The sequence below is a fragment of the Pseudomonas sp. HS-18 genome (assembly GCF_020401845.1).
GTDB lineage: Bacteria > Pseudomonadota > Gammaproteobacteria > Pseudomonadales > Pseudomonadaceae > Pseudomonas > Pseudomonas nitroreducens.
The window spans coordinates 2,732,436-2,747,104 of record NZ_CP084413.1; the positions used below are offsets into that span (position 1 = coordinate 2,732,436).

General features: G+C 63.2%; 18 protein-coding genes. 11 read left to right on the plus strand and 7 right to left on the minus strand.

The features are described from left to right. Positions 1–267: 267 nt before the first annotated feature. Positions 268–747, minus strand: a complete 480-nt coding sequence (locus tag LDJ84_RS12790; protein ID WP_065084744.1) for a YbaK/EbsC family protein — start codon at positions 745–747, stop codon at positions 268–270. A gap of 72 nt (positions 748–819) precedes the next feature. Continuing rightward, the gene (locus LDJ84_RS12795) at positions 820–1,470 is read right to left on the minus strand and encodes a hypothetical protein (protein ID WP_024765486.1); all 651 of its coding nucleotides are present in this window, start codon (positions 1,468–1,470) and stop codon (positions 820–822) included. A gap of 248 nt (positions 1,471–1,718) precedes the next feature. Between LDJ84_RS12795 and LDJ84_RS12800 the strand changes: the two genes are divergently transcribed. After that, a complete protein-coding gene (locus LDJ84_RS12800) occupies positions 1,719–2,144 on the plus strand; it encodes a YciI family protein (protein WP_024765485.1) in 426 nt (141 codons plus the stop codon). A gap of 17 nt (positions 2,145–2,161) precedes the next feature. Next, the gene (locus LDJ84_RS12805) at positions 2,162–2,578 is read left to right on the plus strand and encodes a VOC family protein (RefSeq protein ID WP_024765484.1); all 417 of its coding nucleotides are present in this window, start codon (positions 2,162–2,164) and stop codon (positions 2,576–2,578) included. A gap of 85 nt (positions 2,579–2,663) precedes the next feature. On the opposite strand, the gene LDJ84_RS12810 is transcribed toward LDJ84_RS12805, so the two are convergent. Next, entirely contained in the window at positions 2,664–3,710 is a 1,047-nt protein-coding gene (locus LDJ84_RS12810) for a helix-turn-helix transcriptional regulator (protein WP_024765483.1), read from the minus strand. 111 nt (positions 3,711–3,821) lie between these two features. Here LDJ84_RS12810 and LDJ84_RS12815 point away from each other — a divergent pair, with 111 nt between their 5' ends. Together LDJ84_RS12815 and LDJ84_RS12820 are read left to right on the plus strand one after the other, a co-directional pair. Next, positions 3,822–5,570: an amidohydrolase gene (locus LDJ84_RS12815; protein ID WP_024765482.1), complete on the plus strand. Its 1,749-nt coding sequence runs from the start codon at positions 3,822–3,824 to the stop codon at positions 5,568–5,570. Further along, positions 5,567–6,484 carry a CobW family GTP-binding protein gene (locus LDJ84_RS12820; protein ID WP_024765481.1) on the plus strand — a complete coding sequence of 306 codons (918 nt, stop codon included), beginning with the start codon at positions 5,567–5,569 and terminating at the stop codon, positions 6,482–6,484. The genes LDJ84_RS12815 and LDJ84_RS12820 overlap by 4 nt, the downstream gene beginning before the upstream one ends. Before the next feature lie 72 nt (positions 6,485–6,556). Here LDJ84_RS12820 and LDJ84_RS12825 read toward each other — a convergent pair whose 3' ends face one another. Further along, complete coding sequence (locus LDJ84_RS12825) at positions 6,557–6,838, minus strand: pyrimidine/purine nucleoside phosphorylase (RefSeq protein WP_024765480.1); 282 nt, start codon at positions 6,836–6,838, stop codon at positions 6,557–6,559. A 111-nt stretch (positions 6,839–6,949) separates the two neighbouring features. After that, on the minus strand, positions 6,950–7,501 hold the full coding sequence (locus tag LDJ84_RS12830; RefSeq protein ID WP_024765479.1) for an exonuclease domain-containing protein: 552 nt from the start codon (positions 7,499–7,501) through the stop codon (positions 6,950–6,952). Positions 7,502–7,604: 103 nt separating this feature from the next. Here LDJ84_RS12830 and LDJ84_RS12835 point away from each other — a divergent pair, with 103 nt between their 5' ends. After that, a complete protein-coding gene (locus tag LDJ84_RS12835) occupies positions 7,605–8,483 on the plus strand; it encodes an NAD(P)-dependent oxidoreductase (RefSeq protein WP_024765478.1) in 879 nt (292 codons plus the stop codon). A 58-nt stretch (positions 8,484–8,541) separates the two neighbouring features. On the opposite strand, the gene LDJ84_RS12840 is transcribed toward LDJ84_RS12835, so the two are convergent. Then, the gene (locus tag LDJ84_RS12840) at positions 8,542–8,883 is read right to left on the minus strand and encodes a DMT family protein (protein ID WP_024765477.1); all 342 of its coding nucleotides are present in this window, start codon (positions 8,881–8,883) and stop codon (positions 8,542–8,544) included. 157 nt (positions 8,884–9,040) lie between these two features. Here LDJ84_RS12840 and LDJ84_RS12845 point away from each other — a divergent pair, with 157 nt between their 5' ends. The 3 genes from LDJ84_RS12845 (at position 9,041) to LDJ84_RS12855 (ending at position 10,294) form a co-directional block, all read left to right on the plus strand. Further along, positions 9,041–9,280: a hypothetical protein gene (locus LDJ84_RS12845; RefSeq protein ID WP_128082552.1), complete on the plus strand. Its 240-nt coding sequence runs from the start codon at positions 9,041–9,043 to the stop codon at positions 9,278–9,280. Between the two features lie 29 nt (positions 9,281–9,309). Then, positions 9,310–9,564 (plus strand): YkgJ family cysteine cluster protein, encoded by a 255-nt coding sequence (locus LDJ84_RS12850; protein ID WP_024765476.1) that lies wholly within the window; start codon positions 9,310–9,312, stop codon positions 9,562–9,564. Between the two features lie 124 nt (positions 9,565–9,688). Next, positions 9,689–10,294 (plus strand): START domain-containing protein, encoded by a 606-nt coding sequence (locus LDJ84_RS12855; protein WP_024765475.1) that lies wholly within the window; start codon positions 9,689–9,691, stop codon positions 10,292–10,294. Between the two features lie 208 nt (positions 10,295–10,502). On the opposite strand, the gene gltA is transcribed toward LDJ84_RS12855, so the two are convergent. Continuing rightward, positions 10,503–11,786: a citrate synthase gene (gltA, locus tag LDJ84_RS12860; RefSeq protein WP_024765474.1), complete on the minus strand. Its 1,284-nt coding sequence runs from the start codon at positions 11,784–11,786 to the stop codon at positions 10,503–10,505. A gap of 354 nt (positions 11,787–12,140) precedes the next feature. On the opposite strand from gltA, the gene sdhC reads away from it, so the two are divergent. From sdhC to sdhA, 3 genes are read left to right on the plus strand one after another with little or no spacing between them, the layout of a single operon-like run. Continuing rightward, entirely contained in the window at positions 12,141–12,527 is a 387-nt protein-coding gene (gene sdhC, locus LDJ84_RS12865) for a succinate dehydrogenase, cytochrome b556 subunit (RefSeq protein ID WP_162483999.1), read from the plus strand. Further along, positions 12,521–12,889, plus strand: a complete 369-nt coding sequence (gene sdhD, locus LDJ84_RS12870) for a succinate dehydrogenase, hydrophobic membrane anchor protein (RefSeq protein WP_024765472.1) — start codon at positions 12,521–12,523, stop codon at positions 12,887–12,889. The genes sdhC and sdhD overlap by 7 nt, the downstream gene beginning before the upstream one ends. Positions 12,890–12,892: 3 nt before the next feature. Next, positions 12,893–14,665, plus strand: a complete 1,773-nt coding sequence (gene sdhA / locus LDJ84_RS12875) for a succinate dehydrogenase flavoprotein subunit (RefSeq protein ID WP_024765471.1) — start codon at positions 12,893–12,895, stop codon at positions 14,663–14,665. Positions 14,666–14,669 lie beyond the last annotated feature (4 nt).

The window sequence follows — 14,669 nt, forward strand, 5'->3', positions numbered from 1 at the left end:
TGTTCGGGCCTGTCTGTTCAGGTCATTGCACAAGCTGTGCCGTAATTTAAAAGTCTTTTAAATCAATAGTTTGTCGTTTTTGGTAAACAGTTGAGACGCTGGGCGAACAGCAAAGTGTTGGGCGAGTGTTGCTGTGGCAACAGTGGCGGAGCAGGGATATACCTTGGCGGATTGGAGCGGCCTGACGCCCATCGCGGATGGAGTCCGCTGCTAACGGAAGTTTCCATCGGGTGTAGCAGCGGACTTCGTCCGCGATGGTCGGCAAACCTAAACTGGTTGATCAACCCGCTCCTGGCAGACGTCGATCCAGTCCGCCGCCACCAGCTCCGCCATGCGCTGCGGCCCGATCCGCACGGCGCTGTGCACCGCGCCAGCGGCCGGCAGCACCTCGTCGAACGCCTGCAACGACACATCGCAATACACCGGCAACGGCGTCGCCAGGCCGAACGGGCAGACCCCGCCCACGGGGTGGCCGGTCAACTCCACGACTTCCTCGGCACCGAGCATCTTCGCCTTGCCGCCAAAGGCTTCCTTGAGCTTGCGGTTGTCCAGCCGCGCGTCGCCACGCGCCACGACCAGCACGGTGCGCTCGCCGATGCGCAGGGACAGCGTCTTGGCAATGCGGCCCGGCTCGACGCCGTGGGCCTCGGCGGCCAGGGCGACGGTGGCGGTGCTGGTTTCCAGCTCGATGATGGGGATGTCGGGGGCCTTTTCGGCGAAGAAGGCGCGAACCGATTCCAGGCTCATGGGGCAATGCTCCGTATCTTGCGAAAAGGTCTGAATCTAAGAAGCGCGGAGAAGACTGTCCAGCCCGGAAGGCTAGCGTCCGTGGATGAGCAGGGTTTCGATGTCCGGTACGTGCAGCGCCTGCTCGGCGTTCACCAATGCCAATCGCGCCGCGAAAATCCGTAGTTCCCGATCGGCGGCATGCACGGCGCGCATCAGTTCGCTCAATGGTACCGTGACCGAATGCAGCGGCGGGGGCGGGGCAAAGCCCTCGCCCGGCCCGTTGAAGTCGAAATGGGCGGACTGGTTGCGGCGACTGATGTCGGGCGAAGGGTGGCCGCTGTACAGGTAGGCACCCTTGCCAGCGGCGATGCGCTTCCAGCTGTGCAGGTCGCCCAGGTCGCTGCAGCACTGCGGGAACAGCACATCGAGACTGCCGATCCGCAATACATAGCCGCCGGGCAAGGGCTGGATCTGTTTCCAGTTCCCCGAGCCCGCCAGCCCCTCTTCACAGTGCAGCCGTATCAGGCGCGAAATGTCAGCATCGCTCAGCTCGGCGATACGGTGGAATGCGCTTCCCGGCCGGTAGGGCCTGAGGCTCGGATCGAAGCCGCTGGCCCTCAGATTGCGCTCATGGAAGGCCCGCCAGCTTTCCACGTGCTCCCAGTACGGCCCCTCGGTCGGCACCGGCACGGAGTCGACCAGGTAGAACAGTTCGATGACGGGAATGAGCTGGACCTGCATGGGGGCGCCCGGAGTTTTCCGAACGGCACGTTCTAATGGCGTTGGCCCTGGGCGTCCATAGCGAATTTTCCCATTTCTGCAGCTGCGGTCCTTGGCGCGACCTATGCTCAAAGCCCTCGCAGTACCCCTGAGAATATTTTTGCGTGGGCTGTCGATTCGTCGTCCTGCCCTTCGACTATTCATCAGGAACCGGATGAAACCGGCCGCCACGCTGGCAATTACAAGAGAATGACAAGAGGAGAAAACCCATGCGTTTCATGGTGATCGTCAAAGCCACCGCCGACTCCGAGGCGGGTGTGATGCCCAAGGAAGAACTGCTCGCCGCCATGGGGGCGTTCAACGAAGAACTGGTCAAGGCCGGGGTGATGCTGGCGGGCGAAGGGCTGCACCCCAGCGCCAAGGGCGCGCGGGTGCGCTTCGATGGCGCTTCGCGGCAGGTGATCGACGGCCCGTTCGCCGAAACCAAGGAGCTTATCGCCGGCTTCTGGATCATGCAGACCGCGTCGTTGCAGGAGTGCATCGATTGGGTCAAGCGCTCGCCCAATCCCTTCGATGGTGAGTCCGAGATCGAAATCCGGCAGATCTTCGAGGCCGAGGACTTCGGTGCCGAATTCACCCCTGAATTGCGTGAGCAGGAAGAGCGTCTGCGCGCCGAAATCGCCAGCAAATCCTGAATCTGGAGGATACCGCCATGTTGATGAATGCCTATCTGGTCTTCGATGGAAACTGCGAGGAAGCCTTCCGTTATTACGCCGAGGTGCTGCGCGCAGAGCTGCCGGCGCTGATGCGCTTCTCCGATGCGCCGGGTTGCGAGGACATGCCCGAGGCCTTGAAGAACCGCGTCATCCACGTCCGTCTGGAAGTGGATGGCCATGTGCTGATGGGATCGGACGCCTCGCCCCAATGCGGCCAGTACGAAGGAGTGAAGGGTGTGTCGATCACCCTGAACGTCGACAGCAAGGCCGAGGCCCGGCGCCTGTTCGAGGCGCTGGGCAAGGGCGGCAAGGTCACCATGCCGCTGGAGCAGACCTTCTGGGCCGAATTGTTCGGCGCAGTGGAGGACCGCTTCGGCGTGCCGTGGATGATCAACTGCGAGAAGGAAGCTTAAGCGCAACGGCGAGCCTGTCGCGGACGGAGTGCGCTCCTACACAAGGGCCGACCCTGGCGTAGGAGTGGACTCTGCTCGCGCTTGCCTATTCAGCTGAGATCCCGCCCGCTGCGCGGAATCGCTCCGGTGTCGTCCCGGTAAACCGCTGGAATGCCCGGTGGAAGCTGGTGACGTGTTCGTAGCCGAGGAGGAAGGCGATCTCCTGCAGCGCCATCCGGCTGGCCAGCAGATAACGCTGGGCCAGCGCCATCCGCACCTCCAGCACTATGCCCTTGAAGGTCAGCCCGTGCTCCCGCAGCCGGCGTTGCAGCGTATGCGGCGGCAGGCGCAACCAGGCGGCGGTCTGTTCCAGATCCGGTAGTGGGATACGCGCGTTCTGCAGCAGGTAATAGCGCACGTCATCCGGTAGCGCCTGACCGCGTTCGAAACTGGCCAGGGTCGCCGCGCCCTGGGCTTGGCACAGCCGCGTCACGGAAGGGTTGGCGGTCGAGAAGGGGCGATCGTGGAATTCCCGTGGCATCCACAATTCGGCCCGCTCGGCATTGAAATGACAGAGGCCGGGGAAAATCTCGCCGTACAGCGCGGCATGCGCCGGCGGCGGGTAGGGCAGGTGCAACTGCATGCTGGCGCAGTTCTCCAGGTCCGGCAGGCGCTGGCACAACCAGCGCCAGGTGCTGCTCAGCCATTCCTCGCAGAGGGCGATGCGCTCCACTTCACTGAAAGGCGGCAATTGCAGCGTCAGCCGAATGTGCTCGTCGACCTCCTCTCGGTGGGTGTGGATCGGGTGAGGCATCAGGCTCGACGGCTGGCCGAGGGAGATGTCCCAGGAGCGCCGCAGGTTGGCCGCGCTGATCAGCGCGTAGCCGATCACTCCCAGGTCATAGAGGTTGTAGCGCTGGCCCAGGCGCAGGAAGAAGTCGCTCGGGCCGAGCAGTCCGGCGGCCTGCTGCAGCAGGCGATAGTAGCGGGCGAAGTTCATCATGCTGGCTGCCGCTTCTCCGCTCGGTGGCAAGCCGAGGCCACCGAGCAGGGGAGCCACGGGTGGCAGGGCGGGGCGAGCGCGCCATTCGTCGATGAAATGGCGGAAAAGCTGACGCGCGGCGTAATCGATATCGAAGGAAGCGGTGGGCATTCGCGCGGTCAACCTGTTGTTTAGTGCTAGCGAGTTGTCATCTTGTGCTAGTCAATGGTTGAAAGTCGAGCCCTATACTGCCCCCACGGACAAGAACAACAAGGGCTTCCCATGACCGCTCCGGACCGCTTCCGCTCCTCCAATTCCCCAACCGGCCGCTTTGCCGAACTGCTGCTGCACAACGGCCGCTTCTACACCCTCGATCCCGCACGACCCTGGGCCGAGGCCGTTGCCATCCGGGATGGTCGGTTGCTGGCGGTCGGCCTTCGCGAAGAGATGGAGCACCTGATCGGCCCGGACACCCTGGTGCATGATCTCGAAGGCGCCTTCTGCATGCCTGGCCTGCACGACATGCACACTCACCCGGACCTGGCGCTGAATCCGCGCTATGCCGACGACCTCGATGTCGGCATCGAGGACCCGACTCCGGAGCAGCTTGCCAAGGCCATTCGAGACTATGCCGACAGCCACCCGGGCGATGGCTGGGTCTACGGCCAGTACTGGGTGCGCTACACCTTCCGCGAAGCCGGGCTGAAGCCGGGCCGCGAGTGGCTCGACTCGGTGATGCCGGATCGCCCCGTGGCGCTGCTCGACCGCATGTGGGGCACCATGATGGTCAACTCCCGCGCGCTGGAACTGGCCGGCATCGACGCCAATACGCCCGATCCGCGCAATGGCTACCTGGAGCGCGACGAGCTGACCGGCGAGCCCAACGGCCTGTTGATCGACGGCGGTTACGCGCTGATCCACGCTGCCATGCCGCCGACCCCGGCCAAGGTGCTGCGCCAGTCCTACCGCGAAGGCGTGCACTTCCAGAGTTCTCGCGGCGTCACCGCGGCCAAGTACCTGCACGTCTGCGAGAACCGCCTGGATGCGCTTAAGTACCTCGATGACGCCGGCCAGCTGACCCTGCGAGTGGAAGCGGCAATCAGCTGGCAGGACGACATCTTCCCGGTGCGTCGTCGCTGGGAGCTGCTCGCCGGCGAACGCCACTACTACCGCAGTGCGCGGCTGTCGGCGAATGCGGTGAAATTCCACTTCGACGGCACCGTCGAGCCGCGCTCGTCCTTCCTTATCACTCCCTGGCCGGGCGAAGATGCCTGGCGCGGCAAGCTGAACCTGACGCCGGAGCACATCACTGACATGGTGGTGGACATGGACCGTCGCGGCATCCGCGTGATCGCCCATTGCACGGGTGATGCCGCGTCCGACGTATTCCTCGATGCGGTGGCCGAAGCGCGCCGGCGCAATGGCTTTTCCGGCGTGCGCCACCAGTGCGCGCACAGCACCATCCTGCATCCGGGCAACCTCAAGCGCTTCCGTGAGCTGGAGGTGATCGCCGAGTTCTCCCCGGCGGCCTGGTACCCGACGCCTTTCGCCAGCGGCGCGCGCTCCGGCTACGGCCCGGATCGCCTGAAGCGCATCTACGACTTCAAGGGCGTGCTGGCCGCCGGCGGCGTCGCGGTATTCGGCACCGACTGGCCGGTGGCGTCAATCGACCCGTGGCTGGCACTGGAAACCCTGGTGACCCGGCAGAACCCATGGAATGACGACCCGGCCTGCTTCGGCGAGCCGATCAGCCTGGAACAGGCGATCCGCGTTGCGACCCTCAACGGTGCCTATGCGATGGGCCTGGAAAATCTTACCGGCAGCCTGGAGGCGGACAAGTCGGCGGACTTCATCGTCCTCGACCGCAACCTGTTCGAGCAGCCGGCGCGCAACTACATCCACCGCACCGAGGTGCAACTGACCTTCGTCGAAGGTCGCCCGGTGTACGACCGCCTCGGCCAGTTCAGCGATACCGCCCTGGCGGCGGTGTGGCAGGGCGAGCCGCCGCGTATCGAAGGGGTCAACGCATGAATGCCGCGAGCATCCCGGTAACGGTGGTCGCCGGCTTCCTCGGCGCCGGCAAGACCACGCTGTTGCGCAACCTGCTGGAGCGCTGTGAAGGGCGGCGGCTGGCAGTGATCGTCAATGACTTCGGCGAGCTGAACATCGACGCCGGGATGATCGCCGAGCAGACCGAGGCGGTGTACAGCCTGGAGAACGGCTGCATCTGCTGCTCGGTGCAGGACGACCTGCTGGCGCAGCTGGAACGACTGGCGAATATGCACCCGCCGTTGGAACAGGTGGTGATCGAGTGCAGCGGGGTGTCCGACCCGCAGCGCATCGTACAGACGCTCGGCTACCCGAAGCTGCGCAGGCGCCTGCACCTGGATGCGGTGCTGACCGTGGTCGACGCCGCCCGTCGTGAGCCGCTCGAAGGCGAGTATGCGCGGCTGGAACGCATGCAGGCGGCTGCCGCCGATCTGCTGCTGCTGAACAAGTGCGACCTGCTCGAAACCGATGAGCTGGCCGCCCAGCGCGAACGCTTCGGCCGTGGCGCGCGGGTGCTGGAAACCATCCAGGCGCAGATTCCCGATGAGCTGCTGCTGGGCGAGCCGTCGCGCAAGCTGCGGCCCCATGGGCAGGAAGGTGTCGACCATGGCGACCTGTTCGACAGCTGGAGTTGGCAGGGGGATGAAAGCTTTGAGGGTGTGCGGCTGAAACTCTGGTTGGAGACGCTGCCGCGTGGCCTGCTGCGCCTCAAGGGACTGATCCGACTGTCTGGACAGGGGGATGCGTTGTGGCTGCAGTACGTTGGCGGGCGCTATCAGCTGCGGCCGGCGACGGCGGCCGAAGCGGCACAGGGATCGCGGCTGGTGTTCATCGCGGAAAAGGACGCAGGATTGCGGGCTGATCTTGCGGCCGGGTTATGCGGCTGCTTTTCGTAGGACAGAGCTCGACAGTTGTACCGGCAATAAAAAGCCGGCCTCAGGGCCGGCTCTTTCATGGAACAGCCGAACTCAGCGGTATTCGCAGAGGTAGGCGGTGTCCTGGGCGACTTTCAGCTGGAACTTGCTGTTGGCCGGTACGGTGAAGTTGCTGCCGCCTTCGAAGGTTTCCCAGCTGTCGCTGCCCGGCAGCTTGACGGTCAGCGCGCCGGCGACGACGTGCATCACCTCCAGCTGGCTGGTGCCGAATTCGTATTCGCCGGGAGCCATCACGCCGATGGTGGCGGGGCCTGCGGTCATGTCGAAGGCGATGGATTTGACGGTGCCGTCGAAGTACTCGTTGACCTTGAACATGGGCTTCTCCTGCTAGAGGGGTGAAAAAGGGCCCGCCAGTATGCCCAAGGGCGCAGGCTCCGTCACTAGAGCGGCGCAGGCGACCGTTCGGTCAGTGAATGGAGCCTTCTTTCAGCCGGCCACCGGCAGTGTCAGCGGCAACAGGCGGGCAGTATTACGGGCATCCTCCAGGGCGCGGTGCGGCTGTCCCTGGAAGTTCAATCCGGCCAGGTGCAGCGCGGCATTCAGGCCCACCGGCCGCTTGAGCTGGCGGGCCTGGGCGAAGCGCTGTTTGAGGTTGACGTGAGGAACACGGGCCAGGTGGCTGTCCAGGTTCTGGCGGCGCCATTCCAGTTCCAGTTGGTGACGGTCGTAGTCGCCCCAGCTGGTCCAGCCGGCCAGGCGCGGGCGGTGCTGGGCCAGCCAGCGCTCGAATTGCGGCCAGACCTCATGCAGGGGCGCGGCGGCATCGACGTTGGCCTGGGTGATGTGGGTGAGTTCGCGACAGAAGGCGGTCAGCAGCGGTCGACGTTGCGGGCGCACGAAGCGCTGGAAGTGATCCAGCTCGCGGCCGTCGGCCTCGGCCACCAGGCTGGCGCCGATCTCGATGATTTCCATTTCCTCGACCGGCCAGCCGCCTTCCTCGGTGGTGGCTTCCAGGTCGATCACCAGCCAGTGGGGCATAGTCGGTGCTCGTGGTTGGGTACGAATCGAGTATGGAAGGCGTTTGCGGGGCCGGCAAACCGCTGTGCTAGGCTGACCGGCTACCAGGACAAGGGGGATCAAGATGGCGAAAGTGGCATTCATCGGTCTGGGCGTGATGGGCTATCCCATGGCCGGGCATCTGGCGCGCGAAGGGCATGAGGTGTGCGTCTACAACCGCACCGCGAGCCGCGCGGCCCAGTGGGTCAGGCAGTTCGGCGGCGGTTCGGCGGACACTCCGCGCGAGGCCGCGCAGTGGGCTGAGTTCGTGATGTGCTGCGTCGGCAACGATGATGACCTGCGCAGCGTGGTGCTGGGCGAGGAAGGCGCGTTGGCCGGGATGCAGCCGGGCGCTGTGCTGGTGGACCACACCACCGCTTCGGCTGAGGTCGCCCGTGAACTGGCCGTGGCGGCGGCGGAGCGCGAGCTGGGCTTCCTTGATGCGCCGGTCTCCGGCGGCCAGGCCGGCGCCGAGAACGGTGCGCTGACGGTGATGGTCGGCGGCGATGCGGACCTCTATTCGCGCGCCGAACCGGTGATCGCCACCTACGCGCGCATGGTGCGGCGCATGGGCTCGGTGGGCAGCGGCCAGCTGACCAAGATGGTCAACCAGATCTGCGTCGGCGGATTGCTGCAAGGGCTGTCGGAGGCGCTGCACTTCGCCCGGAGCGCCGGCCTCGACGGCATGGCGGCCATGGAAGTGATCAGCAAGGGTGCGGCGCAATCCTGGCAATTGGAGAATCGCCACCAGAGCATGCTGGAAGGGCGCTTCGACTTCGGCTTCGCGGTGGACTGGATGCGCAAGGACCTGGGGATCGTGCTCGACGAGGCCCGCCGCAACGGCGCGCAACTGCCGGTCACGGCGCTGGTCGACCAGTTTTACGCCGAGGTGCAGGCCGCCGGTGGCGGGCGCTGGGATACTTCCAGCCTGATCACCCGTCTGCGGGACTCGTCCGAGTCCTGATCGGTCTTCTATTTCCCCGGGCGTTCGCGGAGATCGTCGTGTGCCGAGTCAGTCCGATTCAGGCGCGGAAGATGAAGTACACCGCGCCCAGCAGGCACAGCCCGGCCCATAGATAGTCGAGCTTCAGTGGCTGCTGCATGAAGTACACGCTGAACGGCACGAAGACCGCTAGCGTGATGACCTCCTGCATGATTTTCAGTTGCCCGACCGACATCACCGTGTAACCGATGCGGTTGGCCGGCACCTGCAATAAATACTCGAAGAGTGCGATGCCCCAGCTGACCAGTGCCGCGATGATCCACGGCTTGCTGTTCAGGGTTTTCAGGTGGCCGTACCAGGCGAAGGTCATGAACAGGTTGGAAAGACACAGAAGAAAAGCGGTTTGCAGCCAGACCGGCATGGCAGAGGCTCCAGGGTTGGGGGCTGCGCATGAGCCTACTGGATGCGCCGCGATACAGCCAAGGGGCGGCGATCGCGGCGCTAGGACGGCATGCTGTTGCTGTGAAGCTGACATCCCTGGGCCTGGTCGGGGTGAGACGGGAGTCCGAGAGTGTCCGATGAGCGAGCCGTTGCCGGAGTTTCCCGCTGATCTGGCCCGCTTGGCGGAATGCTCGACCCGCTATATGCTCGGCGGCCCCGTTCTGCTCGCCTCGGGATTGCCGCCCGCCGTGCATATCCGCCCGCGGCGAAAGGGCTTAGCGGGCCATGCAAGATGCTGGCTCGCCGCGCGGTCGAAGTCGATATGTGAAGTGGCGAAGCTGCGCAAGCAACGGCTGCTGAGCGACCAGCCCCGATGACGTCTTGATGTCGAATAGAGAGTAGATCCATGCAATGCCGTATCGGCTGTGGCGCCTGTTGCATAGCGCCGTCGATTTCCTCGCCCATCCCTGGCATGCCCGACGGCAAGCCGGCGGGTGTTCGCTGCGTGCAACTGGATGAGCGCAATCTGTGCAAACTATTCGGCGACTCGCGGCGTCCAAAGGTCTGTGCGGCCTTCGATGCGGACGCCGATGCCTGTGGCAGCAGCAACGAACAGGCCCTGCGGATCCTCGCCGAGTGGGAGCGCATCACCGCCGCCTGATGTGACTTGGAAGTCACGATTTCGCGGTCCATACTGACGCCCCGATCCGCTCAAGACCGCGGATTGCGACAGGGCGCCGGCAATTGCCGACCCTACGAGACCAAGAATAAAGAGAGGTAAGACGATGCGTGGTGTATTGCGTATGACCCTGCTGGCCACTGCCGTGATGGGCTTTGCCGGTACTGCCCTGGCGGACGACTGGAAGCTGGAGAAGGAAGACGACGGTGTGAAGGTCTTCCTCAGCCCGGTCGCGGGCTCCAAGTACAAGGCCTACCGTGGCGTCGTCGATATCAAGGCCGATGTGGCCAAGATCAACGCCCTGCAGGAAGACGTGGCCGGCTCCTGCAAGTGGATCCACGCCTGCGCCGAGATGCGTCTGCTGAAGACCGAGGGCGACAATTCCTGGACCTACTCGAAGATCGACATGCCCTGGCCGGTGACCGGCCGCGACGTGGTGATCCACGTAACCACCGAGAAGACCGCCGACGGTGGCCTGATCCGTCATCTCAAGGCCGAGCCGACCTATATCCCGGAAGAGAAAGGCGAAATCCGCGTGCCGAAACTGATCGGCGAGTGGAAGCTGGTGCCCAAGGGTGCCGGCGTGACCGAGGTGACTTACCAGGTGCAGACCGAGCCGGGTGGCAGCATCCCGTCCTGGCTGGCCAACAGCTTCGTGGTCGATGCGCCGATGAATACCCTGAAGGGCCTGCGCAGCGCTGCCGAGAAGTAATCGGCGCTGTCGTTCCCTTTCGTGAAGAAGCCGCCCTCGGGCGGCTTTTTTGCTTTTGCAGGACCGAGGTGACGCCCAGTTCCTGCTCGCGAACCGAGGGGTGGGGAAGCTCGCAGCGGGGCTGTTCGCGAGCAAGCTCGCTCCTACAGAAAAGCCGTGGCAATAAAAAGGCCGCCCGAAGGCGGCCTTTTCTTTTACGCCGTAGCGCTTAGCGGGCCTTGAGGTCCACGAAGTCGCGCTGGGTGGCGCCGGTGTACAGCTGGCGCGGACGGCCGATCTTGTACGGGCCGGAGAGCATTTCCTGCCAGTGCGAGATCCAGCCCACGGTACGTGCCAGGGCGAAGATCACGGTGAACATGCTGGTCGGAATGCCGATGGCCTTGAGGATGATGCCGGAGTAGAAGTCCACGTTCGGGTAGAGGTTGCGCTCCACGAAGTACGGATCGTGGCGGGCGATTTCTTCCAGCTTCATGGCCAGTTCCAGTTGCGGGTCGTTGATGCCCAGCTCCTGGAGAACCTCGTCGCAGGTCTGTTTCATGACCTTGGCGCGCGGGTCGAAGTTCTTGTACACGCGGTGGCCGAAGCCCATCAATTTGAACGGATCGTTCTTGTCCTTGGCCTTGGCCACGAACTTCTCGATGTTCGACACGTCACCGATCTCGTCCAGCATGCGCAGAACGGCTTCGTTCGCACCGCCGTGAGCCGGTCCCCACAGGGCGGCGATGCCCGAGGCGATACAGGCGAACGGGTTGGCACCCGAGGAGCCCGCCAGGCGAACGGTGGAAGTGGAGGCGTTCTGCTCGTGGTCGGCGTGCAGGATAAAGATGCGGTCCATGGCCTTGGCCAGCACAGGGCTGATCGGCTTGGTCTCGCAGGGGGTGTTGAACATCATATGCAGGAAGTTTTCTGCATAGTTCAGGTCGTTGCGCGGGTACATCATCGGCTCGCCCTTGGAGTACTTGTACACCATGGCAGCGATGGTCGGCATCTTGGCGATCAGACGATGCGCCGAGACTTCCCGGTGCTTCGGATTATTGATGTCCAGGGAGTCGTGATAGAAGGCGGAGAGGGCACCGATTACGCCGCACATCACGGCCATCGGGTGCGCATCACGGCGGAAACCGTTGAAGAAGGTCTTCAGTTGCTCGTGAACCATGGTGTGGTTCTTGATGGTGCCGACGAACTTCTCTTTCTGCTCGGCAGTGGGCAGTTCGCCGTTGAGCAGCAGGTAGCAGGTTTCCAGGTAGTCGGACTTCTCGGCGAGCTGTTCGATCGGGTAGCCGCGGTGCAGCAGTACACCTTTATCGCCGTCGATGAAGGTGATCTTCGACTCGCAGGAGGCAGTGGACATGAAGCCGGGGTCGAAAGTGAAGTGACCCGTGGAGGTCAGGCCCCGCACGTCGACAACATCGGGACCCAGCGTGCCGGAGAGGACAGGCAGTTCGACGGGGGCAGCGCCCTCGATGATCAACTGCGCTTTTTTGTCAGCCATGATGGCCTCCTATTTATGCTTGAAATCATCTGTACGACCCCCCACGCAGGGCCCGCACCACTATAGAGAGATAAATCCGAATGTCAATTTGCACAATCGGAGAAGTTTGGCTCCTCCAAGCCCCTGTTTTGCCGGAAAAATTTGCCTGTTTACGCCTTTTATGGGGGTGCGGCAATTAGTCCTTAGGTGGAGGTCTTTCCGTTGTCATTAGGGGCCTAACTGTCTATACTCGGCGACCAGCCGCCAAGGGCCGTCCGGCCTCGCTTGATTGGTGGTTGTCACTCCCGAAGGTGATGGGTACCTGACAAGTGCACCTCCCGACAACTAGCCCTGATCCATAGAAGGGCTCTCAGTGTGAAAAAAGCCGTGAATAGCAAACGACCCGTAAACCTAGACCTAAGGACCATCCAACTCCCTATCACTGCTTACACGTCGATTCTCCACCGCATCTCCGGCGTCATTCTGTTCGTGGGTATCGCAGTGCTGCTGTTCGCACTGGATCGTTCCCTCGCATCCGAAGACAGCTTCGAGCAGGTGAAGGCGTGTCTGACCCATCCGTTGGTCAAGCTTGTGATTTGGGGCCTGCTGTCTGCGCTGCTGTACCACCTGGTAGCCGGTATTCGTCACCTCGTCATGGACGCAGGTATTGGCGAAACACTGGAAGGCGGTAAGCGTGGTTCGAAAATCGTCATCGCTGTCGCAGTGGTGCTGATCGTTCTGGCGGGGGTATGGGTATGGTAACTAACGTCACTAACTTGTCGCGTTCGGGTCTCTACGACTGGATGGTCCAGCGCGTCTCCGCGGTCGTTCTCGCGGCTTATGTTCTCTTCCTGCTGGGCTTCCTGATCGCTCACCCAGGTATCACCTACGCCGAGTGGCATGGTCTGTTCTCCCACAGCCTGATGAAGATCTTCAGCCTGTTGACGCTGGTGTCCCTGAGCGTGCACGCATGGGTCGGTATGTGGACCATCACCACCGACTACCTGACTCCGATGGCGCTGGGCAAGTCCGCGACCGTCGTGCGTTTCCTCGTCCAGGCGGTATGCGGCATGGCCATGTTCGCATTCTTCGTCTGGGGTGTGCAGATTCTCTGGGGTAACTGATCCATGGCTAGCATTCGCTCTCTTTCTTTCGACGCCATCATCGTGGGTGGCGGCGGTGCCGGCATGCGTGCCGCGCTGCAACTGGCTCAGGGTGGTCACAAGACTGCCGTGGTGACCAAGGTCTTCCCGACCCGTTCGCACACCGTATCCGCCCAGGGCGGCATCACCTGCGCCATCGCTTCGGCCGACCCGAACGATGATTGGCGCTGGCACATGTACGACACCGTCAAGGGCTCCGACTACATCGGTGACCAGGACGCGATCGAATATATGTGCTCCGTCGGCCCGGAAGCCGTGTTCGAGCTGGAACACATGGGTCTGCCGTTCTCCCGTACTGAACAGGGCCGCATCTATCAGCGTCCGTTCGGTGGCCAGTCCAAGGACTTCGGCAAGGGTGGCCAGGCTGCTCGTACCTGTGCCGCGGCTGACCGTACCGGTCACGCCCTGCTGCACACCCTCTATCAGGCCAACCTGAAGAACGGTACTTCCTTCCTTAATGAGTGGTACGCAGTCGATCTGGTGAAGAACCAGGACGGTCATGTGGTTGGCGTCATCGCCATCGACATCGAAACCGGCGACACCGTTTATATCCGCTCCAAGGCCGTGGTCCTGGCCACTGGCGGTGCCGGCCGTATCTACGCCTCCACCACCAACGCCCTGATCAACACCGGTGACGGTATCGGCATGGCGCTGCGCGCTGGTGTGCCGGTGCAGGACATCGAGATGTGGCAGTTCCACCCGACCGGCATCGCCGGCGCTGGTGTACTGGTCACCGAAGGCTGCCGCGGTGAAGGCGGCTACCTGATCAACGCCCATGGCGAGCGTTTCATGGAGCGTTACGCTCCGAACGCCAAGGACCTGGCCGGCCGCGACGTGGTTGCCCGTTCCATGGTGAAAGAAGTGATCGCCGGCAACGGCGTGGGCCCGAACAAGGACCACGTACTGCTGAAGCTCGACCACCTCGGCGAAGAAGTTCTGCACAGCCGCCTGCCCGGCATCTGCGAACTGTCCAAGACCTTCGCCCACGTCGACCCGGTGGTCGCTCCGATCCCGGTTATCCCGACCTGTCACTACATGATGGGTGGCGTGGCCACCAACATCCATGGCCAGGCCCTGACTACCGATGCCAACGGCAACGAGCAGATCGTCGAAGGCCTGTTCGCCGTAGGCGAAGTGGCGTGCGTATCGGTACACGGTGCCAACCGCCTGGGCGGCAACTCGCTGCTCGACCTGGTTGTGTTCGGTCGTGCCACCGGCCTGCACCTGGAGAAGGCGCTCAAGGATGGTATCGAGCACCGCCAGGCTTCCGAGTCCGACCTGGAATCCGCTTTCAAGCGCCTGAACGGTGTGAACGAGCGCACTAGCGGCGAAGAAGTCGCTCCGCTCAAGCGCGAGCTGCAATCCTGCATGCAGAACTACTTCGGTGTGTTCCGTACCGGCGAGTACATGCAGAAAGGTATCGCTCAGCTGGCTGATCTGCGTGAGCGTATCGCCACCGTCAAGATCAACGACAAGAGCCAGGCATTCAACACGGCGCGTATCGAAGCGCTGGAACTGCAGAACCTCCTCGAAGTGGCCGAAGCCACTGCGATTGCGGCAGAAGCCCGCAAAGAGTCCCGCGGCGCGCATGCCCGTGAAGACTTCGAGGAGCGCGATGACGAGAACTGGCTGTGCCACACCCTGTACTTCCCGGGTGAGAAGCGTGTAGCCAAGCGTGCCGTCAACTTCGCGCCGAAAACTGTTCCGGCATTCGAACCCAAGGTTCGTACTTACTAAGGGT

Coding starts and splice junctions, on each gene's coding strand:
- LDJ84_RS12805 (WP_024765484.1), top strand. CDS start 2,162: ATGTTGATGAATGCCTATCTGGTCTTCGATGGAAACTGCGAGGAAGCC.
- LDJ84_RS12820 (WP_024765481.1), top strand. CDS start 5,567: ATGAATGCCGCGAGCATCCCGGTAACGGTGGTCGCCGGCTTCCTCGGC.
- sdhA (WP_024765471.1), top strand. CDS start 12,893: ATGGCTAGCATTCGCTCTCTTTCTTTCGACGCCATCATCGTGGGTGGC.
- LDJ84_RS12845 (WP_128082552.1), top strand. CDS start 9,041: ATGAGCGAGCCGTTGCCGGAGTTTCCCGCTGATCTGGCCCGCTTGGCG.
- LDJ84_RS12850 (WP_024765476.1), top strand. CDS start 9,310: ATGCAATGCCGTATCGGCTGTGGCGCCTGTTGCATAGCGCCGTCGATT.
- sdhD (WP_024765472.1), top strand. CDS start 12,521: ATGGTAACTAACGTCACTAACTTGTCGCGTTCGGGTCTCTACGACTGG.
- LDJ84_RS12825 (WP_024765480.1), bottom strand. CDS start 6,838: ATGTTCAAGGTCAACGAGTACTTCGACGGCACCGTCAAATCCATCGCC.
- LDJ84_RS12790 (WP_065084744.1), bottom strand. CDS start 747: ATGAGCCTGGAATCGGTTCGCGCCTTCTTCGCCGAAAAGGCCCCCGAC.
- gltA (WP_024765474.1), bottom strand. CDS start 11,786: ATGGCTGACAAAAAAGCGCAGTTGATCATCGAGGGCGCTGCCCCCGTC.
- LDJ84_RS12795 (WP_024765486.1), bottom strand. CDS start 1,470: ATGCAGGTCCAGCTCATTCCCGTCATCGAACTGTTCTACCTGGTCGAC.
- LDJ84_RS12800 (WP_024765485.1), top strand. CDS start 1,719: ATGCGTTTCATGGTGATCGTCAAAGCCACCGCCGACTCCGAGGCGGGT.
- LDJ84_RS12840 (WP_024765477.1), bottom strand. CDS start 8,883: ATGCCGGTCTGGCTGCAAACCGCTTTTCTTCTGTGTCTTTCCAACCTG.
- LDJ84_RS12815 (WP_024765482.1), top strand. CDS start 3,822: ATGACCGCTCCGGACCGCTTCCGCTCCTCCAATTCCCCAACCGGCCGC.
- LDJ84_RS12830 (WP_024765479.1), bottom strand. CDS start 7,501: ATGCCCCACTGGCTGGTGATCGACCTGGAAGCCACCACCGAGGAAGGC.
- LDJ84_RS12810 (WP_024765483.1), bottom strand. CDS start 3,710: ATGCCCACCGCTTCCTTCGATATCGATTACGCCGCGCGTCAGCTTTTC.
- LDJ84_RS12835 (WP_024765478.1), top strand. CDS start 7,605: ATGGCGAAAGTGGCATTCATCGGTCTGGGCGTGATGGGCTATCCCATG.
- LDJ84_RS12855 (WP_024765475.1), top strand. CDS start 9,689: ATGCGTGGTGTATTGCGTATGACCCTGCTGGCCACTGCCGTGATGGGC.